Genomic DNA, 24040 nt, shown 5'->3' with positions numbered 1-24040 from the left:
GAGTGGTTTTGGTGGAACGAATATCTGCGCTTCACACAGATAAATATCAGATCAATATGATGTTTGCCCATTGGGTGAACGGAACGCATGAACAAAAAGCGGTCTTTGAAGTATATTTTCGCAGTCTTCCTTTTGGGAATGGCTATGCCGTTTTTGCAGGGCTGGAAAGAATTATCGACTACATTTCACAGCTTCATTTTACGGATGAAGAGATCGATTTTTTGCGAACGCAGCCCGAGAATTATCCTGAGTCCTTTTTGCAAGAATTGAAGAAATTTCACTTCAGCGGCAGCATTTCTGCCGTAGAAGAAGGGACGCTCGTATTTCCGAGCGAGCCGCTCGTCCGAGTAGAGGGGACGATTTTTGAAACACAGCTCATTGAGACAGCTATTTTAAACTTTATCAATTATCAGACGTTAGTCGCGACGAAAGCTTCGCGCATTAAACAAGTATCCCCGCAGGACACCTTCCTGGAATTTGGCTCACGCCGAGCCCATGAAGAGGATGCCGCATTATGGGGGACACGTGCCGCTTATGTGGCAGGATTCGATGGAACCTCCAATGTGCTTGCCGGTATGAAGTTCGGAATCCCTGTCAGCGGTACACACGCCCATTCTTGGGTGCAGGACCACGAATCGGAGCTGGAAGCGTTCGAACGCTTTGCCAAAGCGATGCCGGACCATGTCGTGCTGCTGGTAGATACGTACGATACTTTGCGAAGCGGGGTCCCTCATGCGATACAGGTCGGTCTCATGATGAAACAACAGGGAAAGCAGTTAAAAGGTATTCGCTTGGACAGCGGCGATCTTGCATATCTATCGATCGAAGCACGTAAAATGCTTGATGAAGCCGGTTTAACTGATGTGAAGATTGTCGCCTCGAATGATTTGGACGAAGCGACGATACTGAATTTGAAGGCGCAAGGGGCCAAGATTGATACATGGGGGGTAGGTACGAAGCTGATTACCGCCTATGATCAGCCTGCTTTGGGCGGAGTCTACAAGCTGGTTGCCCGTGAGTCGAATGGGAAGCTCGTACCCGCGATAAAAATTTCCGGAAACCCGGAGAAAATTTCAAATCCCGGTAAGAAAAAGCTGTATCGGATTTTCGATCCAAAGACGAATAAGGCGATTGCCGATTATATGACCTTGATCGACGAACAGGACGTCGAAGAGAGTAAACCCATCAAGCTGTATCATCCTACGTATCCGTTCATCTCGAAAGGAATCAAAAGATATCATGCCGTATCCTTGCTTCGTGACATCTACCGGGACGGCAAGCTAGTGTATGATTTGCCTCAGCTGGATGAAATTCGTTCGCATCATCAGGCCCAGCTTCAGATGTTTTGGCCTGAATATACACGTCAGCTGAATCCTGAAATTTATAAGGTCAGCTTAAGTGAGAAGGCTTATTTATTGAAAATGAAAATGATCGAGGAGCACCGTACGGAGAAGGATGATCCGTCGCACGGGGAAGAATAATCCATATTAAAAAATCCGCCATATGACGAAACAGTCTTTTGTTTGCAGTCGTTTTCGTCAGCAGAGATGGGCTGTTTATTTATTTGCCAACTTTTTGCGTATGGGAATCGTTGTACTTTCATGAATAGAAAAAAACGGAGGGACAACGTTGATACGTATAGAACAGTTGAGCCATGAGTTTCGAATTGGAAAGAAAGGCAGGGAACGAAGTGTCCCGGTGCTTCAGCATATTGATTTAGAAGTTGGTGCTGGAGAGATTGTTGCGATCGTTGGAAGGAGCGGATCAGGAAAATCGACTTTGCTCAATTTGATCGCAGGTTATATGGCTCCTTCCGAAGGTGAAATATGGATACAAGATACTAGGGTTTCTCATTTTAATGAAGGTCAGTGGGCGAATTTTAGATTAGAGCATATGGGGTTTGTGTTTCAGAGCTTCCAATTGATTCCAAGCATGACGGCGTTTGAGAATGTAGAGCTGCCATTAACCTTGAAGGGTTGGACCGAACCAAAGCGCAAGCAAAAGGTGGACGAACTTCTGCAGCGTCTAGGCATGCTCGAATACGCAGAACATTACCCCGGAGAACTTTCGGGGGGGCAGCAGCAAAGAATTTCGATTGCAAGAGCATTAGTGCTAGAGCCTCGGCTCATTCTTGCAGATGAACCTACGGGAAGCTTGGATACAGAAAACGAACTTCAGATCCTCCAATTGATCCGGGAACTGAACGAACAGCACGGAATCACCTTCTTGATGATTACGCATGATGAGCAAGTCGCTTCTATTGCGCATCGTACTGTCCTGCTGAAAAATGGTCAGATCGCAGGTCTAACGGAAGAGCAGGAGGTGATTTCGTAATGAAATGGAAAGATCAATTCCGGTTTGTCCGGCAAAACATGAAGAAAAACCGTTCTCGAATCTTTATGACGGTACTTGCTGCTGCGATGGGCTGTTCTTTTCTGATTGTTTTGGCTTCGGTCGGATTTGGATTGCAGAAATCGGTTGTCTCGGAGGTCACGGAGGATTCACTGCTAACGGAAATTGAAGTGTATGGAAGAATAGAAGAGGGCACATATCATGAATTAACGCGAGAAGATGTGAAGTGGTTCGAATCGTTGGAGGATGTGAAGTCTGTTACTAGACGAAAAGGTGTGTCAGCGGAAATTGAATCTCAGGTTGGAGATGTGACGTTAACAGGATCGGCCGTGAGTGTTGATTTTCCTTCGGAACTGAACGGAACGGTAGAGTTAGAAGCGGGAGGTCTTCCGAGTGATGGGGACGAAATATGGGTAGGCTATCATTTTGCAGATCAACTAATACAGCAGCAACAAATTGACGAGATCGATGAATTGGTTGGTAAACCAATACAATTGGTGGTATTTGGGGAATACACAGACGATGAAAGCGAAGTTAGAGAGCATACCGTGTTCAATTTGAAGGTTGCGGGCGTGTTAACGAAACCTTCAAGGGAGTATTTGCAAGACCACACGATTTATTTGAGCGAATCTACATTATCAGCAATCGACAGCTATCTGATCTCGGTTTCCCCGGAGGTAGAACTGGAGGAGCAGTCCGCGGTCATTGAAAATACGGCATATGATCGAGTGAATATCTATGCGGACGATGTGGAGAACGTGAAGCATATTACAAAACAGCTTGATGATCGCAGCTACAGCACATACTCGATTGTGAACGAAATGAAGGAAATCAACAGCATATTTCTTATTATGAAGATTGGGCTCATTTTTGTAGGAACGATTGCCGTGATTATAGCTTCCATTGGAATATATAACACCATGACGATGGCAGTAACCGAGAGAACGCAGGAGATCGGCATTATGAAAGCCATTGGCGCTCATCCTCGGACCATCAAGCGTATATTCCTCATCGAGAGCGGTACGATCGGGTTGATTGGGGCGTGCATAGGGACAATTGTTTCTTATGGAATCAGTATGGCGGTCAATGCAGCATTCCCTTTGATGATGCGAGAGTTTTTGGATACGAAGCCGCCTGAGGGCCTCATATTCTCAGATATCCCTTTAAGCTTAACGCTCATTTGTGTGGGAATCAGCTTCATCGTCGCCGTGCTCTCAGGTATGCGGCCGGCTGTGAAAGCAACGAAAATCGATGTATTGAAAGCTCTCCGAAGAGATATTTAACAACTTGGAAAAGCCTTGATTGGATGCATATGCACAATCGGGGCTTTTGTGTCTTTTCAGCAGTATAGTGTAGAAGATGGCTTCCTCTTGAAAAGAATAACCAAGGAGGTACAATGAAAGAAGTAGATTAATCATTCAGCCGAGGGGATTCGAATCCGATGCGAAAACGTTATGAGAACATGGATCAAGTAAATAATACAACAAGTATGAAGGATATGATCCAGTGGAGGAAAGAAAGGAAAGCGAAAGTTAAGGATTTATCATTCGTGATACCTAGATGTGAACGAGTTGAACTGGATCTGCTGCACTCGAACCAAGCGGAGACGACAATCACCTGGATCGGTCACAGTACTTTTTTTATACAAATCGGAGGATTGAATATTGTAACCGACCCTGTATGGGCTAATCGAATGGGGTTCGAGCGTAGACTAGCGCCACCGGGAATTCCCTTGAAAGACCTGCCGCCGGTGGATGTCGTATTAATATCGCACAGTCATTATGACCACCTGGATTACCCAACGCTGCGCAAGTTGAATGGGAATCCTCGTTACCTTGTTCCTGAAGGCTTAAAACGGAGTTTTCGTAAAAAAGGTTTCGAACCAACAGAGGAGTATGGCTGGTGGGATTCGACAGCAGTCGGAGGTGTGGAGTTTTATTTTGTACCTGCACAGCACTGGACGAAGCGAACACTTACAGATACGAATCGATCTTGGTGGGGTGGCTGGATCATCCGCCATCATGGAGAATGCATTTATTTTGCTGGCGACAGCGGGTATTTTCGAGGTTTTAAGGAGATTGGAAGCCGATTTGATATCGACATTGCACTGATTCCTATTGGCGCATATGAACCGGAATGGTTTATGAAGATGCAGCATGTAAGTCCTGAGGAGGCCGTACAGGCGTATATTGATACGGGAGCTAGAATGTTCATCCCGATGCACTACGGCGCATTTCGACTGGCAGACGATACACCGAAGGAAGCATTGGATCGTTTAAAAGCGGCATGGAAGCAAGAAAATCTGGAACCGAAAGAATTGAAGATTCTGGAGCACGGTGAAACCTTATGTACTCAAAACGGTAAAACAATTGCCGAGAATTGAATATATATTATATAATTTGTATATTTATTCTTTCTGAGGGATGGTGCGATAGATGTACAAATTTATTGAGGAGCATTCACTCAATGCTTGGCCTGTTTTGCAATCGTTTTGTCATGATGGATGGCTTCTGCGTTTTGCGAAAGGTTACACCAAAAGATCCAATTCCGTTAGTCCAATCTATTCGGGAATTGAGACAGACATCATTCGTAAAATTCATTATTGTGAACGTGCTTATGTTCGCTGTGGGTTAGACACTGTTTTCAAAGTGACTCCGTTCGTTCAGCCAGGGAATTTGGACGGCATTTTGGATCGGGAGGGATATGCAGTTGTAGATCCTTCGAGTGTACAAATATTAGATCTGTCAGACGTCTTGGAGCCAAGTCACCAAGAAATTCAGATGGAACAACATCTCTCCGCCGAGTGGCTGAGTACCATGGGGAGAATGAATGGCTTAACTGAAGAGGATCAAGAGACAACAAGGTACATTGCAGCGAATTCTTATTTCGTGAAGGGTTTCTTCACCTTATACTGCCGTTCGGTCCCCGTTTCCTGCGGGATAGGAGTATTGGATCAAGGTATGGTCGGGTTATATGATATCGTCACAGACAGCTCTTACCGAAATCAAGGCTTCGGAATGCAGCTCATTCTACATATACTGAAATGGGCGAAGCAGATGGGTGCGAAGCAAAGCTATATCCTTGTTGTCAAACAAAATAGGCCCGCAGAAGCGCTCTATGAGAAGATTGGCTACCGTGAAATTTATACGTATTGGTATCGCAGGAAGAAATGTTCAGAGTTGGAGTCCTTGTTGTGAATGGAATTTTATACGCTTCCCTCACATACACTTAGCTTTTTGAAGGAGTTTAAAACGTATGACGAAAAGCCGAATATTGATAATTACGGCAGTAACAGAAACGATCTGTATGCTGCTTACCTTTCTCTTAACCTACTTTTCCAAAGCGTTTGATTGGAAAGAGTGTATTCTCATGTCCTTGTTTGTAAGTCTCATTTCAGGCACTGCGATGTATATGTATTTGATACGTACATATGGTCTTGATTTCTGGCCTTGGAAGCAGTCGGATGAATAATAGAAATGCGGGAAATAGCATTTCCCGGGCAAGCGCAGGATTTGACCAGGTTCAAGAAAGTTCGACGGCACCGATAAATGTATAACGATACATGGGTATAACGATGTAAAGGAGGATCGTAAATTGACAGATGTTCAAATCCGGCTGTCGATTCCGGAGGATATCCCTGCTCTTGTAGCGCTGGATCACATGATTTGGAATACGGACAACGCCCCCGGTCCCCTATACTGGAATTCGGCGCAAGCTTATGCACAGATGCATCCACCGGGGACTCAGATCGTTGCGGCCTTTCACGGTAAAGTGTGCGGTTATGTGGGCTTTCGCTATCCGACGCCGCTGCTCTCCAATCAGCACGTCATAGAGGTGTCTCTAGGCGTAGATCCGAGCGTCCGCAGACAGGGGATTGGTAAAAAGCTGCTGCAGTCTGCGGCCGTGTGGGCGAGACAGCACGGGAAAACAAAGATGTCTTTGCGAGTTCTTGCTACGAATCATACGGCAATCAAGTTTTATCAAGCATGCGGTTTTAAGATTCAAGGCAGATTGATTGACGAGTTTTTCATTAATGGGAAATATGTTGACGATATCCTCATGTTTAAGCGTATAGATGAGTTTGGGAAATAAAAGGGAGGGGTTTCAATTGTTTCGTTTGAAATTAAGCAAGGAAGAAAAGGATGCAGTCATACGAGAAATTCAGACATACTTTCAGGTAGAGCACGGCATTGAATTTGGTATGATTGCGGCAGAACAAATTATGGAAGCACAGATGCAAACGCTAGGTCCAATTTTATATAACTATGCTGTACAGGATTGCCGTAAAGTCATTCAAGAGAAGATGTTGGCGCTGGAAGACGAATTGTATACTTTGGAAAAGCCGAAAACGAGATGATTAACATATTTTATATATGATGCACATACATTTTGTTAGATCATGAAGGGGAGGTATCTTCTTGACTATCAAACATGAATGGAACGAGGCACTATTTGAACATCGTTTTTGGCTGCAAATTCTCGGGGATCATACCCGATTCATTTACAATACGCTCTCTCCACAAGAAACGGATCATATTCGTACGGCAACTCAGCTCATGGAACGATTTGATAGCCTGCTGGAGACCGCACGAAGAGGCGTTTCCGGTGAAGAGCTAAAGTCATTGACACAAGAGGCATTGAAGCAGACGCGCATTCTGGAGCAGTTTAAAAAGAAGCTGCTTGCTGAGCTTCTGGAAGGAAAGGTGCAGATCATGCTTCCGCCGACGTTTATCAATCATATGCTCAACGAGCTCGAGGAATATGTACGCATCTTGATTGCCCTGCTTGAAGGAAAACCTGTACCGAAATATCATCCGCTGCATCATCATATGCTGTGGCTTTTGGATGCGGCAGGACACGCGGCTTCACTGAAATCGGATTTTGATTTGACGGAAAAACAGCTGATCCTAAGCAGTGATGAATTCGCTAAACATTTTGAAGGTTACTACTTAAAGGCCACCGAATTGGCGGGATATTTGAGAACAGGCCTTCGTCATTTTCCCGCGCTGCAGAAATTTAATAGAGATGCGGAATTGGAAATCCGTTTATTTATGAGTTTCCTGCAGGAACTAGAGGAAATGCAGCTAAAGAATGAAGCTTTGGATCGAATTCATCCACTGATGCCGGATCATATGTTCAGAGAGGAATGCTATTATTTGAAAAAGCTGTCCCAGCTCGGAATCATCCCAGATCCCAATTGTGATCCGACGAAGCCGAGAGTGGGCAGTTCTTTGTTGAAATGAAGCGATTTGCTTGACTTCAACTTCACGTAAAGCGTTTTCACGTGACACGGCATTATTTTCCTTCAATTTCAACGCATGGATAGGCACTTTCTATCGTTTCTTCGGGAATAGGATCATGTCCTTCTTTTGACATTAGATATAGAACCTCTTAAAATAATATTAACAGTTCTAGATTTTTTCCAGTAGGAAAAGGAGTGAGGTTATGGACGGGGGCCCCCGACCTAGTACGAAAGGTGAGCAAAAAAGGATACAGATCGCTCGGGCGATTTTGCAGTATCGTAAACAGCATCTTGATGATCCAACGATAGAAGATATTAAGCAAATCACTGGAATTCGTTCTTATAATACGTTATCTAGACATGTCACGCTTCTTAAACAGGAAGGGTATGTGGAATGGGACAATCATGTCTCACCTAAGATTAAGTGGCTGGATTCGGTCAGCGCAACAAGAGATTAAATTGAAAGAATGGAAAACCCCATAGAATTGGGGTTTTCTTTTGTATATTAAGATATGCGGGATGACGAATTTAGGTGAATGTACAGGGAGCATAGATTACGTAAGGATATCCTTCTCTGTAATGACATCTTTAAACGATAAACATGTATCATTTGGTGCGATCTACGATGTCATGAAGCTTGTTCAACTGCCGATTCGGATCAGTAAAATCGATGAATATGCTGAAGGATGGAATATTTTCACTGAAGCACGGAATAATACAACTGTAAATCCAAATGCACCTTTTCCAAAACTAGGAGGATATGTATGTACCAAAATGTGAATCAGCAAATTGCTCAATGTGAACAAATGCTGCATCAATTGATTCAGCAGACGGAACAAGCAAGCCGCATGTATCAGCAAATGCTTCAACAGGAGCAGCAAAATGCACAAATTTTGGAGGAACTGTCCAGAAAAGAAAGACAAGCAGTTCAAAATATCCAAATGGCTCTGAACGGACATCAGCAAGCGATTCAACAAATGAGCATGGCGGCTAACGTCTGCAATCAGCTTCAGCAAAGTGTTCAATCGATGACGGCACAATCGCAATATCAAATGCAAAGACAGCCCCAATCATATCAATAAGAATACGAAAAGGTCCCGCTATCACAGTAATCTGTGGAGCAGGACCTTTATACATTTCATATTTACGAATCGGAATCAGCTGCGGCAAAAATCAATTTCGCTTCATCTCGAGATTGTTTTGATACAATCATATACAGAATATCTCCTTCTCTAAGAACCGTGTCTCCTCTAGGGGTTATAAGCTGTTCGCCGCGTACAATAGCTGAAATGAGTGAGTCGTGCGGCAGTTTGATCTCGTGAATCGCTTTATCCACTACAGGTGCAAGTGCTTCAATCTGAACCTCGACCATCTCCGAATTTGTTTTACCGATCGATACCAGCTCTAACGTGTAAGGTACCTGTTGTTTCGCTTCACCTGCCAGACCAAGCTTATCAGCGAGTGGAGAGATGGTAGCTCCTTGAATCAAAGCGGAAGTGAACACGACGAAGAATACGACATTAAAGAACAATTGCCCGTTTTCTAAGCCTTCTGTCAGTGGATAGGTCGCAAGAACGATTGGAACGGCGCCCCTAAGACCTGCCCAAGAGATTAGTACTTTCTCCTTCATGTTGAAGCCCATACATAATGTGCTGATCCATACCCCAATCGGTCTGGCAATGAACATCAGAAGGAAAGATAGGATGAGACCTTCTCCAACAATTTCGGTCAACTCATGTGGAAATACGAGCAATCCCAGCAGGATAAACATTAATATTTGCATCATCCAGGCAAAGCCTTCATTGAAGCGGAAAATGGAATGCCGATATGTGACATCAGCGTTTCCGAAAATGAGGGCCATAATATATACCGCTAATAATCCCGATCCGTGTAATAATGCGGTTGAGCTGTAAGTAAGGACGGCGAAAGCCATTGCAAGTACAGGGTAAAGACCAGAAGAGTCGAGATTAATACGGTTGATGCTCCATACTGCAATCTTACCGAAGACGATTCCCGCAATGAGTCCTACTCCCATTTGTAAAATAAAGCTGAATAAGAGAGAGAGGAACGCTGCATCAGGATTTTGAATCCATTCAATTAATGCAATGGTTAAAAATACAGCCATGGGATCATTCGTTCCGGATTCGGCTTCAAGTGTGCTTGTGATCCGTTTTTTTATGTTTTTATTTCCCAGGACGGCAAAGACGGCTGCCGCATCTGTAGAACCGACAATGGCACCAAACAAAAGACCTTCAACCCAGCTTAAGCCTAAAATATATTTGGCGAAAAATCCGATTGTAAGCGTCGTGAATAGAACACCCAGTGTTGCAAGCGAAATGGAAGGAGCAATTACCGGCTTGACCTGCTTCCATTTCGTCTGCATTCCACCTTCGAATAGAATAACGATGAGCGCTAAAATACCAAATAATTGTGTGAGCTGCGCATTGTCATAATAAATGAATCGGCTTAAAACCATGCCGACCACAATATATAGCACAAGGGATGGCATACCCAGCCTGCTGGAAAATTTGGTGGTTAATACGCCAATGATCAGTAAGACGGCGAACAAAAGAATAGCGTCGTCGGTATTAAAATTCATAGAACACCACCTTTTCAACTTGTATGCGATTGAGATTATTTATACTATATATTGATTATAACCTGACAAGCCTTATCAAGAAAAACGGTTTTATGGGGAATATTGAATGTTTTTTGAAAATTGGCCTAGTATTACGCTTTATTTTATGATAAATTATTTTCTTATATAATCTCGGCAGAGCAAATCCATTTAAAGATCTTAGGTTCACTTGCGAATGAGCAGATTTTCGCAGTCTCGAGTCATTCGTTGTTTGATCCATAGAGAAAGGATAGGGAGAAGCTATGATACCAGTAGAAGAAATACTGCAGGCTCATAAAGAGCTGAAATCGATTATTCACGAAACACCGCTTCAATTCAATCCGATCTTATCCCAAAAATATGACTGCAAGGTATATTTGAAGCGGGAAGATCTGCAGGTGGTCAGATCATTCAAAATTCGAGGAGCCCATAATTTCATCAGTTCGCTGTCTCCCGATGAGCAGGCCAAGGGGGTCGTCTGTGCGAGTGCCGGCAATCACGCTCAAGGCGTGGCCTACTCCTGCAAGACATTGAATCTGCACGCTCATATTTATATGCCAAATACGACCCCGAAACAAAAAGTAGCTCAAGTGAAGCGTTACGGAGGCTCGAATGTAGAGATCGTTCTGACGGGAGATACGTTTGATGACGCATTGAAGGAAGCTCTTGATTTTTGCCAAAAGGAGAACAAAAGCTTTGTCCATCCGTTCGATGATGATAAAGTGATCGCGGGACAAGGTACGGTCGGGGTCGAGATTTATGATGCTCTCCAATTTGATGTGGACTTTGTGTTCGCCGGCATCGGAGGAGGGGGACTCATCTCAGGCATCGGCAGCTATTTGAAAAGACTCAATTCCAATACGAGAATGATAGGTGTAGAAGCACTCGGTGCACAATCTATGAAAACGTCCATGAAGAACAACGAAATCGTTACGCTCGATGAGGTGGACAAATTCGCTGACGGTGTAGCGGTCAAGCGAGTCGGAGAAAAAACCTTCGATATATGCCGCGAAGTATTGGATGATATCGTCATCGTTCCAGAAGGCAAAATTTGCACAACCATCTTAGAGCTGTACAATGAAAATGCTATCGTAGCCGAACCGGCAGGGGCAATCTCGGTTGCTGCCTTGGATTTTTATAAGGATGAGATAAAGGGTAAAAATGTCGTCTGTGTCATCAGCGGTGGAAACAACGATATCGACCGCATGCCTGAAATTAAAGAAAAATCGCTTATTTATGAAGGTTTGAAGCATTACTTTATCATTGATTTTCCGCAGCGTGCCGGAGCTCTTCGAGAGTTTCTAGACAAGGTTCTTGGACCTGATGATGATATTACCCGATTTGAATATACGAAGAAAAACAGTAAGGACAGCGGACCCGCGTTAGTCGGTATTGAATTGAAGAGAAAGGAAGACTACGAACCGCTGATTTGCAGAATGCAAGAGCATCAAATCGATTATCAGGAAATCAATCACGAGCCGCTGCTGTTTCATCTTCTGATTTGAAATCTTCGCCAACCATTTCGTATGGTTGGTTTTTTATTTGTTAATAGGAAAAAGGAGGATGATCTGCATAATTTTCGATCGCGGGCAGATACTTAGGGTAAAAAAAGAGGTGTCTTTCTTCATGTGTGAACGTTTTTCCTTAAATGCAGAGCTGGATGAAATTACTCAATTGTTTCGAGTGGACTCTATCGCGTTGTCTTACAAGCATCGGTATAATATTTCACCAACCACTACGATTCCTGCCGTGATTTCTCACGAGCACGGAAGGCAGCTGGAGGAATTTAGATGGGGGTTGGTTCCGTATTGGGCCAGGGATTCCATTAATGCCGATTGCCATGAAATTCAGCATAAACCGATATTTGAACGGATTTTGAGAAAGCAGCGCTGTCTCATTCCTTGTAGCGGCCTTTTCGGGTGGAGAGAAGAAGGCAAGGTGAAACAGCCGATGCGCATCGTATTGAAAGGCAAAAAGGTATTCGGTATGGCTGGCATTTATGATGTATGGAGAACGGCAGGCGGGGAAATCGTTCGAACCTGTACGATATTAACGACACCCGCAAGCTATGAGGTATCGGAATACATCGAACGGGTTCCCGTTGTACTGGAAAACGAAGGCGTCGATGTTTGGCTGGATCGTACCATAACGAACAAACAAGCGCTTCGTCCTATATTTGGCGCACTGCAGCAAGCTGAATTCGAGATATACCCTGTATCCTCCGTTGTGACCAATACCAACTATGATGGTCCAGATTGTATTGAACGTGTTTCACCGCAATTCGCGCTGTTAAAAGAATAGTCTTACTTTAGCTGCCTTTAGCATACGGTCATTCGTACCCGGACCGACTTGTTAGAGGCTTTTCTTTGCAAATACATCATTTTCTAGGCAAATTAGAGGTAGGTTAAAACAGTCCAAGGTGATATAATGTTACCTATTGAGAGTATTGAGAGATATATCACACGGACAGGAGTTATTGAATCAGATGAGTTTGTTAACAGTGGAAAACTTAAGCCACAGCTACGGAGATCGCCAGCTTTTTAAAGACGTATCGTTTCGGCTGTTGGCCGGCGAACATGTCGGATTAGTCGGCGCGAACGGTGCGGGCAAATCGACTTTAATGAATATATTGACGGGAAAGCTGCTGAAGGACGAGGGCAAAGTGGAGTGGACTCCTCGCGTTCAGTATGGCTATTTGGATCAGCACGCACAGCTGACAGCGGGGAAAACCATTCGGGATGTACTCAAGGATGCGTTCCTTCCGTTATTTGAGCTTGAAAAAGAAATGCTGCAAATTACGGAGCAGATGGCCGACGCGACACCTGAACAGCTTGAGGTTCTGCTGGAGCAGATGGGAGAAATTCAAGATCGTTTGGATGCCAGCGGCTTTTATATGATTGATGTAAAAGTGGAAGAAACCGCAAACGGACTTGGTCTTGGGGCGATTGGACTAGACCGGGATGTAACGGCGCTCAGCGGTGGTCAGCGGACAAAGGTGCTGCTGGCGAAGCTGCTTCTCGAAAAGCCGACTGTACTGCTTTTGGACGAACCGACCAACTATTTAGACGTGGAGCATATCCAGTGGCTGACGGATTACTTGAAGGAGTATCCTTACGCCTTTATGCTGATTTCTCACGATACCGAATTTATGAATCAAGTCGTCAATGTCATTTACCATTTGGAATTTTCGAAATTGACCCGATATACGGCCAATTACGAGAAGTTTTTGGAGATGGCCGAAATCAATAAAAATCAGCATATAGATGCTTACGAGAAACAACAGGAATTTATTAAGAAACAGGAAGATTTTATTCAAAGAAATAAGGCTAGATACTCGACCTCCGGCAGAGCGAAGAGCCGTGAAAAGCAGCTATCCAGGCTGGAGCGGATCGATCGTCCGGAAGAAGCGGTAAAGCCGACGTTTGAATTCAAGGAGTCCCGTGCCAGCGGGCGTTACGTATTTGAAGGAACCGATTTTGAAATCGGCTACGGCCATCCGCTGCTGCCGAAAATGAGTATTTCAATTGAACGAGGACAAAAAATTGCAGTCGTTGGTTGCAATGGTGTCGGAAAATCGACACTTCTCAAAACGATCCTTGGCAAAATCAAACCATACAGCGGGAAAGTATTTTTAGGCGATTTCTTATTCCCCGGATATTTCGAGCAAGAGGTAAAGGCAGCGGGCGCAACTCCGCTCGACGATGTCTGGAATGAGTTTCCATTCATGAATCAGCATGAAGTGCGGGCAGCACTTGCTCGCTGCGGATTGAAAAACGAACATATTACAAGACCGCTCAATAAATTGAGCGGCGGGGAGCAGGCTAAGGTACGCTTGTGCAAAATGATGATGCATGAGTCCAACTGGCTGCTGCTGGATGAGCCGACCAATCACCTGGACGTGACCGCCAAGGAAGAGCTCAAACGTGCGCTGAAGGCCTATAAAGGAACGGTATTGCTGGTATGCCACGAACCTGATTTTTATGAGGATTGGGTCACAAAGGTTTGGAATGTCGAAGAATGGTCTTTGCAAAATTCAGGATCGTAATATGAGCAGAATATAAGGATGACAAAGGCGGTGAACTTGTTCGCCGTTTTTGTTCGCTGTGTTAACATTTTAGAAGAATCGAGTGATGAAATAGATGGAAACGATAGGACACTGCGAGGGATGCGGCCAGCTGAAACAGCTGAATCAACGAAATTTATGTCCGTTCTGCAATCAAGATTTGGACCGGAACATGAAGATCATTTCAGCCTATTTGAAAAAAAATCGGTCCGCCAGCTTAGAACAATTGAGTGATGAGACTGGTTTGACGCTTCATATGGTGAAGAAGTACTTAATGGAAGGCCGTATCCTCGTCTCGGACTATCCCAATTTGAATTATCCGTGCTATTTTTGCGAGGAACGAATTCATAAAGGATATTTGTGCAAAAACTGCTCGACTAAATTAATGCTGGAGTTTAGAGATATGCTGCTGCGAGAAGGCCATGAATCCATTGAGGATTATATACGCAGTACGTCTACAGGCAGAAAGCTTCCGGAGCTGGACAGGTACATTGTAGAGGGACGGATGAAGAAAGAGTCCTGATGAATTCGCAACTTTATACGTTTATATTTCTCAGCCTTAACCTTGTATAGCTCTACCCATCATGAAATGAACAGCTGTCCTTATTAAATGTCATCCATAACAAAAATGAATAGAAACTGATTATGATCGAACATTGTATTCGCTACCAAACCTTGATATATTGTGGGGGAATACTGCGGAGAATAATCCTTGTAAGGCGTTTGGGGATTTAAACGATCATAATCGTTTCTATTTTTATGTTATGGAGGGAATAAATCGATGGATAGACTGAAGCTCGGAATTGTCGGGGCAGGCGCTATTGCAAAGGTGCACGCTTCTAATTTCAGTAAATTGGAAGATGTCGAGCTGGTTGCGATCACGGATGCATTTCTGCCTTTGGCGGAGAAGACGGCTTCGGAGTACGGCATTGGCAAAGTATTTCCGAATCCGGAAAGCTTAATGGAAAGCAATGAAGTAGATGCTGTGATTATCGCTGTGCCGAATAAGTGGCATGCACCGTATGCGATTCATGCACTGAAGCACAACAAGCACGTATTATTGGAAAAACCGATGGGAATTGATTTACAATCGGCTGAAGAAATTGTACAGGCCCAAAAATCATCCGGAAAAGTGATGATGATTCCACATCAAATGCGTTGGGAATGGTTCAGCCGCAAAGCTAAGGGACTTATTGAAGAAGGCAGAATGGGTCGCATCTATTATGCCAAGGCCAGCTATTTGCGGAGAAAAGGGATTCCTGGATGGGGTTCCTGGTTTACCCGCAAGGATGAAGCAGGCGGCGGACCTTTGATTGATATCGGGGTACATATGCTGGATTTGGCATTGTACCTGATGGGGAATCCGAAGCCTGTTTCTGTCGTCGGCTCAGCATATGCTGAGATGGGCCCTCACCGCAAAGGGATTGGAAATTGGGGAACGCCGAATTGGGACGGCTATTTTGATGTAGAGGATCTGGCGGCAGCTTTTATCAAGTTTGATAACGGGGCAACGTTGTTCCTGGAGGTGAGCTGGGCTGGACATACCGAAATCCAATCTAGTCCAACGATACAATTGATGGGAACGGATGGCGGAGCAACGATTAAGGGCAACCAAGGTCAGCTGCATGCTGAGATTTTCGATGAAGTCGTCGATATAGATTTAGCTAAGCCGGATTTGGAAGAGAACGAGCGAGTTCTACTTAGCAAACATTTTGTAGAATGTATACGCAGCGGCCAAGAGCCTATTTCGAACGTATGGACTGGATACATCAATAACCGCATTATCGATGCCATTTATGAATCGTCCAAGACCGGAAAAGAAGTCCGACTCGATTGGAACGAATAAGTTGACAGCGCGTCCGTTCTTACGGGCGCGTTAAGTTTAACAGCAGGTTGTTTTGTTTAAATATAAAATTTGTTGAAAGGCGGTTTGGATGTATGGAACAGAAACTTCTAACCATAATTCATGCCTTAAAAGGCATAACGCCACAATTGTCCCCAAAACAGCCATGGAGTACGGAATGGGATGAGGCTATACAAAATCTAGAGCAATCGGTTTCCGTTGATTTAGAGAAACGTTTGCTTCTCAAGTGTGTACAGTCGGGGCTGCACTTATGGAATGAAAGTTTGGATTTGTCTCATACGCTGTCGCAGAATATTGACAATCCGACAGGGAGCTACTGGCATGGGATCATGCATCGGATGGAACAGGATTATCCCAATGCGGGATATTGGTTTCGCCAAGTAGGAGAGCATCCTGCGTTTCCAAGCTTGCTTCAGTCCGTTCAATCTTACTTTCGTTCGATTTCTCTAGAACATCTGCCTGTTCCTGTGAAGGAATATGCCGAGAATCTGAAATCGTCAACTCGTTGGGATCCTTTCCGCTTCATTCAACTGATCGAGCTTCAGGAGACCACGCTGCACCATGAGGAAACAGATCAATTGCTGCGCGACTTGCAGCGGATCGAAATCGTGCAGCTTCTTATGTATTGCATAAAACCGTTAGATGAGCAGGTTTGTAATGAATTATCATCGATGCTATAGTAGAAACAATGTGGCGTAGAGGGGCATAATTGTTTATGACGTATTTAACTTGGCTGATAGGCGACGCTATGTTCGTTATCAGCATTGTCAGTTTTTTATTTTTGAAGCGTAAAATGAGTGAGCATCCTGGGAATTATAAAATGTCGGCATTACTTTTAAAGGTGTTCATCGTCATCAGCTTCATTGTGATGACAGCGGGGATATTCATTATTTTGAAAAACGTATCCTAACGAGAATGTCAAGTGATAACTACATGAGTTTAGGACGGGATGGCATGGAATGGAACTTTTTATTTCGAATTGATCATTTAAAGGAGACGGGTGAAGAGCGAAATTTGAAAGGTTTAATTGTGACAGAGAACGATCAGCCGCCAAAAGTGGAACAAATTCAATCTTTTTTGCGAAGCTGTGGCTATAATGCAGATGTTCAAGACGCTCACAAACTGATCTTTCGTGACTCGAACCCAGAGGATCCAGTGGATATTCGAATTATACAGCTGGAAGATCAGGAAGTCCATGAGACCGATCGTATTCTGAAGTTGATATCCGAGCAGTTCATAAAATAAAGCCGCGAAGCCGCGGCTTTATTTTTATGAGATAAGTAAATAAATTTTCTGTCGGTAAGCACAATAATAATGAAAACAATGAAACTAAGAAGATGGTTGGTCCCTTAAGTATTTAGCGTCGAAAACGAAAGTTCCAAATGGAATAAATGAAGCAATAAAAGCGAATGCAATCTTCACAATACCCCAACGATGCTCAATAACTACATGGATGAGGGTCATAATGTACAGCACGAATAATAAACCATGTAATGCGCCTACGACAGAAACAGCCTGAGGAATATCTGCAAAATATTTCAACGGCATCGCAATCGCGAGCAGGATCAGGTAAGACCATCCTTCAACGAATCCGGTAATCCGGAATCGACCAATCGCAGTTTTTAGCATAACAGCAGCTCCTTTGTGATTTTTCGCACATTTATGGTTTCATTATAATGGAATAAGCTATATCTAGGTAAGTCCTTCTAATAATGTTCGAAAAGATGTCAAAACACTGAATCCTCGCTAAAATCCAATGAATGAATTCGCTTTTAAGCCGCCCTTGACATGCTCTATAGGTAGAGGGTATGATAACAAGGCATGTTCAATAACATCCTTAAACCGATAGGTGATTATATGACATTGACATTTAAACCGAGTATTAAAGAAGTTGAATTAGTGGATCGTAATTTGGAAAAGGAAATTTATCAGTTTGTTGTCACGATGCAGCATCAAACCAAATGCCGGGTCGTATTTACGAAAGACACTCATGACCAGCTGACGATTTCTGAATTGTCCAGGCTGCCGAATGTTCCTTGTCCAATTTGCAGAAACGATTACACTTGCCATTGTCTTTCCCGTTTTAAAGATACGTTGGAAAGAGAAATTTTAGCTAGAAATTTAATTCCAACTGCATAACGACAGGAAGCACGACGAGGAAGAAGCTTTTCATTAAGCTTCTTTTTTTTGTNGAGGTGATAATGATTATTATAAGCAGGATACATACAATATTCGGTTGCTAAAATCAAAAAAGTAGTATATGATTATAATAACTTTTAAATTATAATTATTATAAATAAGGAGTTGCATTCTTATGAACGATAGAGATTACCATCATATGAGTCACTCGAAAGAACAAATGAAATCGAAGAAAACATTATGGATCACCTTATTGTTAACTTTAGCTTTTACGATTGTAGAGCTTGTAGGAGGTCTGCTTTCGAATTCACTTGCTCTACTGTCGGATTCGGCCCATATGGTGTCGGATGTCATCGCTTTGGGGCTCAGCATGACGGCGATTTATATGGCTTCAAGGAAGCCCAACAGTAAATATACGTTTGGGTTTGTACGATTTGAGACTATCGCTTCTTTCTTGAACGGCCTAGCTCTGATCATGATTGCGGGCGGCATTTTTTATCAAGGTATTGTTCGAATGATCCATCCATCCTCCATTCAGCTAGGGTTAATGCTGGGTATTGCATGTATTGGTCTTGTTGTGAACTTGGTACTAACCATCGTATTAAGCCGAAGCATGGGGGAAGAAAAAAATTTGAACGTTCAAAGTGCGCTTTGGCATTTTATCGGTGATTTAATCAGCTCGATTGGAGTAATTGCTTCTGCGCTCCTTATTTACTGGACCGGTATTCTGCTTTTCGATCCAATCATCAGTATGGTTATCGCGGGAATCATTTTTACAGGTGGAGCCAAGATTTTAAAAGAATCGTTCCAAATCTTAATGGATACGGTACCTGACGATATTCAATTAGAGAATATTAGAAAGGATATCATGGCGATTGAAGGCGTAATGAACGTTCATGAGATGCATGTTTGGGCCATTACGACGGATCAGCCTTCGTTGACTGCCCACGTATTCGTATCCAAGGATATTCAGCCTCTCTGCGTGACACTTGCTGTAAATGAAATGCTCAAGGAAAAATACAATATCGTCCATTCGACGATCCAAATTGAACACCCGCTCCTGCATGATCATGGTGAATATGGAAAAGCTTTTATCCTGAAAGCGGCGAAATCCGCATAATGAATGCGAATAAAACAAGCGGCTTAAGCTCTGTCTAGTTATGGAGTTTAGGCCGTTTTTTGTTGGATATGGCTATATTAATGTCGAACTAGGCATCATAACTTATAGTGCATATGTGTTGTTGAAAGGGAGGCTGCATGAGAATGAATTTTCGAATGGAAAAAGATACGATGGGTGAAATTCAAGTTCCCGCAGACAAATTATGGGGGGCTCAAACTCAGAGAAGCTTGAACAATTTCCATATCGGTACAGAAAAAATGCCATTAGATGTCGTTAAAGCGCTCGCGATCATCAAAAAAGCGGCCGCCAAAGCAAATGTAGATTTTGAAAACATCGATCTACTGAAAGCAGAAGCGATTCAACAGGCCGCAGATGAGGTCATTGAAGGGAAGTGGGATGAGCACTTTCCATTATTGGTATGGCAAACAGGAAGCGGCACACAAACGAACATGAACGTAAATGAGGTTATCGCCCGCCGTGCATCGGAAATTCTTCAATCGAAAGGGTCTTCTGAGAAGGTCCATCCCAATGATGATGTCAATCGTTCTCAGAGTTCGAATGATACGTTTCCTTCAGCAATGCATATTGCTGGTGTATTGGCGATCCGTGGCCAACTGCTTCCGGTTCTCATGAAAATGTCGAGTACACTACAGCAAAAAATCGAGCAATTTAACCAGATTATCAAGATTGGCAGAACACACTTACAGGACGCGACACCATTAACACTGGGTCAGGAAATCAGCGGCTGGAGAGAAATGTTAGAGAAGACCAGGAAGATGATTGAAGTAAGTACAGCATCCATGCTGGAATTAGCGATTGGGGGCACTGCGGTTGGTACCGGATTGAATGCGCCTTCTGGTTTTGGAGAGCAGGCGGCTCGGTATATTGCGGAAGAAACTGGCCAGCCATTTCAGTCCGCTGCGAATAAGTTTCATGCTTTAACCAGCCATGACCAAATCGTTTATGTACACGGCGCATTAAAGGCGCTGGCTGCGGATTTAATGAAAATCGCTAACGATGTGAGGTGGCTTGCCAGCGGGCCGCGAAGCGGCATTGGTGAAATTTCGATTCCCGCTAATGAGCCTGGGAGCTCAATCATGCCAGGTAAAGTAAATCCGACGCAGAGTGAAGCACTGACCATGGTGGTTTGCCAGGTGATGGGGAACGATACGGGGATCGGAATTGCAGCTAGTCAAGGGAACTTCGAGCTTAATGTTTTTAAACCGATGATCATCTATAGTTTTTTACAATCCGTTACACTGCTTCGAGACGCCATGAGTTCATTCCATGATCGGTGTCTAATTGGTATCGAAGCCAATTTGAAGGTGATTGAACATCTGATGGGACGTTCTTTGATGCTGGTTACGGCCTTGAATCCCTATATTGGTTACGAAAACTCAGCTAAAATCGCGAAGTTGGCTCATGAAGAGGGGATCACGTTAAGGGAGGCTGCCATTCGCAGCGGTCTCTTGTCTTCAGAGCAATTCGATCAGTATGTGAAGCCAGAACGAATGGTGGGTTACACGTCAGAGCAGCGGGATTCTCATGAATGAGATCCCGTTTTTTACGTTCATTGAATGATGAAGTTCATCTCAGAACCTACAATGACCAAAACCATTCCTTGAGATAAAAGGCTGCGTTAACAGAATGAGCAAGCTTATGATGGTCGTTTGAGAAATTGCCGCTTATCTTATGAGATGCATGGGCAGAGGGTTTTTATTATTTGGTGAATCAATATATATCTCGGTCACAGCAGCTTTGGGCGTCCAACTAATTTAACCTCAATATAGACGGGTGTCCAATCGATTGAAGCAACAGTACATAATATATCAATGTAATGAAATCTACAAAAAGGAGGTTTCTACGATGGGAATTGCTGCAGGCTGCGGCACAGGAAGCGGTTTCTATGCCACATCGTTCGTGCTTGTACTGTTTATTCTCTTAGTGATCATCCTTGGAGCAGGTTTCATACTGTAGCACACTGTTGTAAGTTGTGAGATGTAAACTAAAAATTAAAGGAGGAATCATACATGAGCGCAGGAGCAGGTTACGGCGGTTTTCGCGCATCCGCATTCGTATTAGTATTGTTCATCTTATTGGTTATCATCTTGGGAGCAGGTTACGTCATTTAATCTACTCGTGATTGAATAAAGCGTAACCGATGATCTTTTAAAGAGAAAGGAGCGTGTCACATGAGCGCAGGAGCAGGTTTCGGCGGTTATCGTGCATTCTCATTCGTATTAGTATTGTTCATCTTGTTAGTTATCATCCTGGGAGCTGGTTTCGTCATCTAATCCATTCGACAGGATTAAAGACGTGATCAACAACACTTCATCAAGAAAGGAGGGTGTTACATGAGCGCAGGAGCAGGATACGGTGGATATCGCGCATTTTCATTCGTATTAGTATTGTTCATCTTGTTGGTTATCATCTTGGGAGCAGGTTTTGTCATCTAATGAAATGGTGAAATAAGTCAAGGAAAGCCTGCCTGTTGATCAGTGCAGGCTTTCCTTATTGAGCACCATGAAAGGAGGAATTACCTATGGTAAAATAAAGAAAAATGTAATAGGTGTGACTGAAATCGGGGTGTGTGATGTCCAATGGTTCAGGGAACCCTATTTGTAATCAAAGCGATAAAGGAGATTTGGCTATGTCCATTCAACAATATTTAGCAGAACACAGAGAACAGCATCTCTCGCAATTACTGGATTTTTTACGTATTCCAAGTGTCAGCACTAGCTCGAAGCATAAACCCGATGTTAGAAAAGCGGCAGAATGGCTTGCAGATACGATGAAACAAGCTGGGATTGAAAACGTCAAAATCATGGAGACAGAAGGGCATCCGGTCGTTTATGGGGATTGGCTCCATGCGCCTGGGAAACCTACTGCACTTGTATATGGCCATTATGATGTCCAGCCGGCTGAACCACTTGATTTATGGGAGACACCGCCCTTTGAACCAGAAATTCGCGATAATAAAATTTTTGCTCGTGGCGCTACAGATGATAAGGCTCAATTGTATTTACATATTAAAGCGGTTGAAGCTTATCTGAATGCAGAAGGAAGTTTGCCGGTAAATATCAAGTTTTGTTTTGAAGGCGAAGAAGAGATAGCCAGTCCTAACTTGTCTCCTTTTCTTGAGAAGCATCGGGAGATGCTAAAAGCGGAGATGATTGTGATTTCGGACGGACCGATGTATTCTCGGGAGCAGCCCTCTATCTGTATCGGTTTAAGAGGTCTATGCGGATTTGAAATTGAAGTGAAGGGGCCTCGTTCCGATCTCCATTCCGGTTTGTATGGAGGCGGTGTAGCAAATCCGATTACAGCATTAATACAATTGGTTGCATCGATGAGAAATGAAGATGGTAGCATTGCTGTTGAAGGATTTTATGACCATGTTTCTGCTCCTTCGGAGGCCATTCGCAAATCGTATGAAGCATTACAGGATAATGAACAGAAGACCGCGGATGAATTGGGCGTTCCTAAGCTGTATGGGGAAGCGGGATATTCTTTCATGGAAAGAACGACGCTCCGTCCTACATTAGAACTCAATGGGATATTGGGAGGTTATCAAGGAGAAGGCATCAAAACGGTACTTCCTTCCTCAGCTTTGGCGAAGATGTCCTGCAGACTAGTCGATCAGCAAGACCCAGATGAGATTTTTGATTTAATTGAAGCACATATTGAAAAGCATAAGCCTGAGGGAGTCACCGTTCAGCTGATTCGCAGAGATCGAGGTAAGCCTTATACGATTGCTCCGGATCATCCTTATATTGAAGCAGCAGCTAAAGCGTATGAAGCGGGATTTGGCCAAAAACCGGTGTTCATTCAGAGCGGCGGCTCCATTCCAATCGTTGAGGTGTTTTCCCGTTTGTTAAATGCTCCTGTCGTTATGCTTGATTTAGGACTGCCTGGCGAAAATATGCATGCTCCGAATGAACATTTCCATCTCGAAAATTATGACAAAGGGCTTATAACCATTTGCAGTTTCTGGGATGAAGTTCATTCACAAGGTTAGATTTATCGAAGTAATGAGTAAGGGATTTGCCCAAAAACGGACTACCTGTGTAGGCGAATCCCTTTCGTTATTTGGAAAAAAATACGGTTGATTTATCGATGCCCAATGTGATAAATTAACCTTCCCGCTGTTGGACAGGCGGTTGGAATAAAAGTTCGATTGCAGCCTGAATAAGTTCGGGTGGTGATCATCGAGAAGATGAACATCACGCGCTGGAAAAAGTTGCACTTGCAAATCGACTTCTCGACGTGATATATTATAACTCCTGCCGCTGATGAGGCGGTTAGGAAAGGAAGCTTGAGAGCAGATGGAATGAGTTCGGGTGGTAAGCATCGATGAGATGAACATTACGAACTGGAAAAAAGTTGCACTTGCAAATAAGCTCCTAATCATGATATACTATAAATCCGGCCGTTAAGGCGGCTCGGTGAAAAAAGTGATTTGTTCTTTGAAAACTGAACAACGAGTGAAACTGTGCGGATCTCTTCGGAGATTCATATTAGTCAGTAACGTGATGACTTTTATTTCTTCGGATGACGTTGAAATATAAGCATCGATGAGCAAGACAAACGATTCAATACTTTTTACCGACGCTTCTTCCTCTGAATTCTTGTTGGATCGTACG

At 43.6% G+C, this 24040-nt stretch carries 29 protein-coding genes; 27 read left to right on the top strand and 2 right to left on the bottom strand.

What is annotated here, in order from left to right; all coding sequences use genetic code 11:
* Window positions 1–11: 11 nt before the first annotated feature.
* From ACFPXP_RS05105 to ACFPXP_RS05055, 11 genes are all read left to right on the top strand, one after another.
* Window positions 12–1481: a nicotinate phosphoribosyltransferase gene (locus ACFPXP_RS05105; protein ID WP_379893021.1), complete on the top strand. Its 1470-nt coding sequence runs from the start codon at window positions 12–14 to the stop codon at window positions 1479–1481.
* Between the two features lie 148 nt (window positions 1482–1629).
* Entirely contained in the window at window positions 1630–2334 is a 705-nt protein-coding gene (locus ACFPXP_RS05100; protein ID WP_379893020.1) for an ABC transporter ATP-binding protein, read from the top strand.
* Entirely contained in the window at window positions 2334–3635 is a 1302-nt protein-coding gene (locus tag ACFPXP_RS05095; RefSeq protein ID WP_379893019.1) for an ABC transporter permease, read from the top strand. The genes ACFPXP_RS05100 and ACFPXP_RS05095 overlap by 1 nt, the downstream gene beginning before the upstream one ends.
* Window positions 3636–3793: 158 nt before the next feature.
* On the top strand, window positions 3794–4735 hold the full coding sequence (locus ACFPXP_RS05090) for an MBL fold metallo-hydrolase (RefSeq protein WP_379893018.1): 942 nt from the start codon (window positions 3794–3796) through the stop codon (window positions 4733–4735).
* Window positions 4736–4787: 52 nt separating this feature from the next.
* Window positions 4788–5549, top strand: coding sequence for a GNAT family N-acetyltransferase (locus ACFPXP_RS05085; RefSeq protein WP_379893017.1), 762 nt, complete (start codon window positions 4788–4790; stop codon window positions 5547–5549).
* Between the two features lie 58 nt (window positions 5550–5607).
* Complete coding sequence (locus ACFPXP_RS05080; RefSeq protein ID WP_379893015.1) at window positions 5608–5823, top strand: hypothetical protein; 216 nt, start codon at window positions 5608–5610, stop codon at window positions 5821–5823.
* A gap of 123 nt (window positions 5824–5946) precedes the next feature.
* Window positions 5947–6444: a GNAT family N-acetyltransferase gene (locus tag ACFPXP_RS05075; RefSeq protein WP_379893013.1), complete on the top strand. Its 498-nt coding sequence runs from the start codon at window positions 5947–5949 to the stop codon at window positions 6442–6444.
* A 16-nt stretch (window positions 6445–6460) separates the two neighbouring features.
* Window positions 6461–6709 carry a DUF2164 domain-containing protein gene (locus ACFPXP_RS05070; protein ID WP_379893011.1) on the top strand — a complete coding sequence of 83 codons (249 nt, stop codon included), beginning with the start codon at window positions 6461–6463 and terminating at the stop codon, window positions 6707–6709.
* Window positions 6710–6770: 61 nt separating this feature from the next.
* On the top strand, window positions 6771–7595 hold the full coding sequence (locus ACFPXP_RS05065) for a DUF2935 domain-containing protein (RefSeq protein WP_379893009.1): 825 nt from the start codon (window positions 6771–6773) through the stop codon (window positions 7593–7595).
* A gap of 202 nt (window positions 7596–7797) precedes the next feature.
* On the top strand, window positions 7798–8052 hold the full coding sequence (locus tag ACFPXP_RS05060) for a LexA family protein (RefSeq protein WP_379893007.1): 255 nt from the start codon (window positions 7798–7800) through the stop codon (window positions 8050–8052).
* A gap of 306 nt (window positions 8053–8358) precedes the next feature.
* Window positions 8359–8676: a hypothetical protein gene (locus ACFPXP_RS05055; protein ID WP_379893005.1), complete on the top strand. Its 318-nt coding sequence runs from the start codon at window positions 8359–8361 to the stop codon at window positions 8674–8676.
* Window positions 8677–8738: 62 nt separating this feature from the next.
* On the opposite strand, the gene ACFPXP_RS05050 is transcribed toward ACFPXP_RS05055, so the two are convergent.
* Complete coding sequence (locus ACFPXP_RS05050) at window positions 8739–10193, bottom strand: potassium/proton antiporter (RefSeq protein WP_379893003.1); 1455 nt, start codon at window positions 10191–10193, stop codon at window positions 8739–8741.
* Between the two features lie 281 nt (window positions 10194–10474).
* Here ACFPXP_RS05050 and ilvA point away from each other — a divergent pair, with 281 nt between their 5' ends.
* The 8 genes from ilvA to ACFPXP_RS05010 all read left to right on the top strand — a co-directional run bounded on the left by ilvA (window position 10475) and on the right by ACFPXP_RS05010 (window position 17383).
* Entirely contained in the window at window positions 10475–11716 is a 1242-nt protein-coding gene (gene ilvA / locus ACFPXP_RS05045; RefSeq protein ID WP_379893001.1) for a threonine ammonia-lyase IlvA, read from the top strand.
* 121 nt (window positions 11717–11837) lie between these two features.
* Window positions 11838–12512 (top strand): SOS response-associated peptidase, encoded by a 675-nt coding sequence (locus ACFPXP_RS05040; protein WP_379892999.1) that lies wholly within the window; start codon window positions 11838–11840, stop codon window positions 12510–12512.
* A gap of 184 nt (window positions 12513–12696) precedes the next feature.
* Entirely contained in the window at window positions 12697–14256 is a 1560-nt protein-coding gene (locus ACFPXP_RS05035) for an ABC-F family ATP-binding cassette domain-containing protein (protein WP_379892997.1), read from the top strand.
* 94 nt (window positions 14257–14350) lie between these two features.
* Complete coding sequence (locus ACFPXP_RS05030; RefSeq protein ID WP_379892995.1) at window positions 14351–14797, top strand: hypothetical protein; 447 nt, start codon at window positions 14351–14353, stop codon at window positions 14795–14797.
* Between the two features lie 258 nt (window positions 14798–15055).
* Complete coding sequence (locus ACFPXP_RS05025) at window positions 15056–16120, top strand: Gfo/Idh/MocA family protein (RefSeq protein ID WP_379892993.1); 1065 nt, start codon at window positions 15056–15058, stop codon at window positions 16118–16120.
* 92 nt (window positions 16121–16212) lie between these two features.
* Window positions 16213–16818 carry a hypothetical protein gene (locus ACFPXP_RS05020; RefSeq protein WP_379892991.1) on the top strand — a complete coding sequence of 202 codons (606 nt, stop codon included), beginning with the start codon at window positions 16213–16215 and terminating at the stop codon, window positions 16816–16818.
* Between the two features lie 35 nt (window positions 16819–16853).
* Window positions 16854–17048 (top strand): hypothetical protein, encoded by a 195-nt coding sequence (locus ACFPXP_RS05015; RefSeq protein ID WP_379892989.1) that lies wholly within the window; start codon window positions 16854–16856, stop codon window positions 17046–17048.
* A 44-nt stretch (window positions 17049–17092) separates the two neighbouring features.
* A complete protein-coding gene (locus ACFPXP_RS05010; RefSeq protein WP_379892987.1) occupies window positions 17093–17383 on the top strand; it encodes a hypothetical protein in 291 nt (96 codons plus the stop codon).
* Between the two features lie 84 nt (window positions 17384–17467).
* On the opposite strand, the gene ACFPXP_RS05005 is transcribed toward ACFPXP_RS05010, so the two are convergent.
* The gene (locus tag ACFPXP_RS05005) at window positions 17468–17767 is read right to left on the bottom strand and encodes a DUF3817 domain-containing protein (RefSeq protein ID WP_379892985.1); all 300 of its coding nucleotides are present in this window, start codon (window positions 17765–17767) and stop codon (window positions 17468–17470) included.
* Between the two features lie 234 nt (window positions 17768–18001).
* Here ACFPXP_RS05005 and ACFPXP_RS05000 point away from each other — a divergent pair, with 234 nt between their 5' ends.
* The 8 genes from ACFPXP_RS05000 to ACFPXP_RS04965 all read left to right on the top strand — a co-directional run bounded on the left by ACFPXP_RS05000 (window position 18002) and on the right by ACFPXP_RS04965 (window position 23415).
* Window positions 18002–18277, top strand: coding sequence for a hypothetical protein (locus ACFPXP_RS05000; RefSeq protein WP_379892983.1), 276 nt, complete (start codon window positions 18002–18004; stop codon window positions 18275–18277).
* A gap of 175 nt (window positions 18278–18452) precedes the next feature.
* Entirely contained in the window at window positions 18453–19397 is a 945-nt protein-coding gene (locus tag ACFPXP_RS04995) for a cation diffusion facilitator family transporter (protein ID WP_379892981.1), read from the top strand.
* 143 nt (window positions 19398–19540) lie between these two features.
* Window positions 19541–20950 carry a class II fumarate hydratase gene (gene fumC / locus ACFPXP_RS04990; RefSeq protein WP_379892979.1) on the top strand — a complete coding sequence of 470 codons (1410 nt, stop codon included), beginning with the start codon at window positions 19541–19543 and terminating at the stop codon, window positions 20948–20950.
* Window positions 20951–21263: 313 nt separating this feature from the next.
* Entirely contained in the window at window positions 21264–21374 is a 111-nt protein-coding gene (locus tag ACFPXP_RS04985; RefSeq protein WP_379892977.1) for a YjcZ family sporulation protein, read from the top strand.
* Between the two features lie 53 nt (window positions 21375–21427).
* Window positions 21428–21529, top strand: a complete 102-nt coding sequence (locus ACFPXP_RS04980) for a YjcZ family sporulation protein (RefSeq protein WP_379892975.1) — start codon at window positions 21428–21430, stop codon at window positions 21527–21529.
* Between the two features lie 60 nt (window positions 21530–21589).
* Complete coding sequence (gene yjcZ, locus ACFPXP_RS04975; RefSeq protein WP_379892973.1) at window positions 21590–21691, top strand: sporulation protein YjcZ; 102 nt, start codon at window positions 21590–21592, stop codon at window positions 21689–21691.
* A gap of 60 nt (window positions 21692–21751) precedes the next feature.
* The gene (yjcZ, locus tag ACFPXP_RS04970) at window positions 21752–21853 is read left to right on the top strand and encodes a sporulation protein YjcZ (RefSeq protein ID WP_379892971.1); all 102 of its coding nucleotides are present in this window, start codon (window positions 21752–21754) and stop codon (window positions 21851–21853) included.
* A 188-nt stretch (window positions 21854–22041) separates the two neighbouring features.
* The gene (locus ACFPXP_RS04965) at window positions 22042–23415 is read left to right on the top strand and encodes a dipeptidase (protein ID WP_379893134.1); all 1374 of its coding nucleotides are present in this window, start codon (window positions 22042–22044) and stop codon (window positions 23413–23415) included.
* The last annotated feature ends 625 nt before the right edge of the window (window positions 23416–24040 follow it).

Origin of the sequence: Marinicrinis lubricantis, from assembly GCF_042658665.1 — a bacterium.
Taxonomy (GTDB): Bacteria; Bacillota; Bacilli; order Paenibacillales; family KCTC-33676; genus Marinicrinis; species Marinicrinis lubricantis.
The sequence above is the reverse complement of the archived record's forward strand: the minus strand, read 5'-3'. Positions and strand labels throughout refer to the sequence as shown.

Coding starts and splice junctions, on each gene's coding strand:
- ACFPXP_RS05085 (WP_379893017.1), top strand. CDS start 4,788: ATGTACAAATTTATTGAGGAGCATTCACTCAATGCTTGGCCTGTTTTG.
- yjcZ (WP_379892973.1), top strand. CDS start 21,590: ATGAGCGCAGGAGCAGGTTTCGGCGGTTATCGTGCATTCTCATTCGTA.
- ACFPXP_RS05015 (WP_379892989.1), top strand. CDS start 16,854: ATGACGTATTTAACTTGGCTGATAGGCGACGCTATGTTCGTTATCAGC.
- ilvA (WP_379893001.1), top strand. CDS start 10,475: ATGATACCAGTAGAAGAAATACTGCAGGCTCATAAAGAGCTGAAATCG.
- ACFPXP_RS05095 (WP_379893019.1), top strand. CDS start 2,334: ATGAAATGGAAAGATCAATTCCGGTTTGTCCGGCAAAACATGAAGAAA.
- ACFPXP_RS05055 (WP_379893005.1), top strand. CDS start 8,359: ATGTACCAAAATGTGAATCAGCAAATTGCTCAATGTGAACAAATGCTG.
- ACFPXP_RS05025 (WP_379892993.1), top strand. CDS start 15,056: ATGGATAGACTGAAGCTCGGAATTGTCGGGGCAGGCGCTATTGCAAAG.
- ACFPXP_RS05080 (WP_379893015.1), top strand. CDS start 5,608: ATGACGAAAAGCCGAATATTGATAATTACGGCAGTAACAGAAACGATC.
- ACFPXP_RS05035 (WP_379892997.1), top strand. CDS start 12,697: ATGAGTTTGTTAACAGTGGAAAACTTAAGCCACAGCTACGGAGATCGC.
- ACFPXP_RS05030 (WP_379892995.1), top strand. CDS start 14,351: ATGGAAACGATAGGACACTGCGAGGGATGCGGCCAGCTGAAACAGCTG.
- fumC (WP_379892979.1), top strand. CDS start 19,541: ATGAATTTTCGAATGGAAAAAGATACGATGGGTGAAATTCAAGTTCCC.
- yjcZ (WP_379892971.1), top strand. CDS start 21,752: ATGAGCGCAGGAGCAGGATACGGTGGATATCGCGCATTTTCATTCGTA.
- ACFPXP_RS04980 (WP_379892975.1), top strand. CDS start 21,428: ATGAGCGCAGGAGCAGGTTACGGCGGTTTTCGCGCATCCGCATTCGTA.
- ACFPXP_RS05050 (WP_379893003.1), bottom strand. CDS start 10,193: ATGAATTTTAATACCGACGACGCTATTCTTTTGTTCGCCGTCTTACTG.
- ACFPXP_RS05090 (WP_379893018.1), top strand. CDS start 3,794: ATGCGAAAACGTTATGAGAACATGGATCAAGTAAATAATACAACAAGT.
- ACFPXP_RS05005 (WP_379892985.1), bottom strand. CDS start 17,767: ATGCTAAAAACTGCGATTGGTCGATTCCGGATTACCGGATTCGTTGAA.
- ACFPXP_RS05020 (WP_379892991.1), top strand. CDS start 16,213: ATGGAACAGAAACTTCTAACCATAATTCATGCCTTAAAAGGCATAACG.
- ACFPXP_RS05040 (WP_379892999.1), top strand. CDS start 11,838: ATGTGTGAACGTTTTTCCTTAAATGCAGAGCTGGATGAAATTACTCAA.
- ACFPXP_RS05010 (WP_379892987.1), top strand. CDS start 17,093: ATGGAATGGAACTTTTTATTTCGAATTGATCATTTAAAGGAGACGGGT.
- ACFPXP_RS04985 (WP_379892977.1), top strand. CDS start 21,264: ATGGGAATTGCTGCAGGCTGCGGCACAGGAAGCGGTTTCTATGCCACA.
- ACFPXP_RS04995 (WP_379892981.1), top strand. CDS start 18,453: ATGAACGATAGAGATTACCATCATATGAGTCACTCGAAAGAACAAATG.
- ACFPXP_RS05060 (WP_379893007.1), top strand. CDS start 7,798: ATGGACGGGGGCCCCCGACCTAGTACGAAAGGTGAGCAAAAAAGGATA.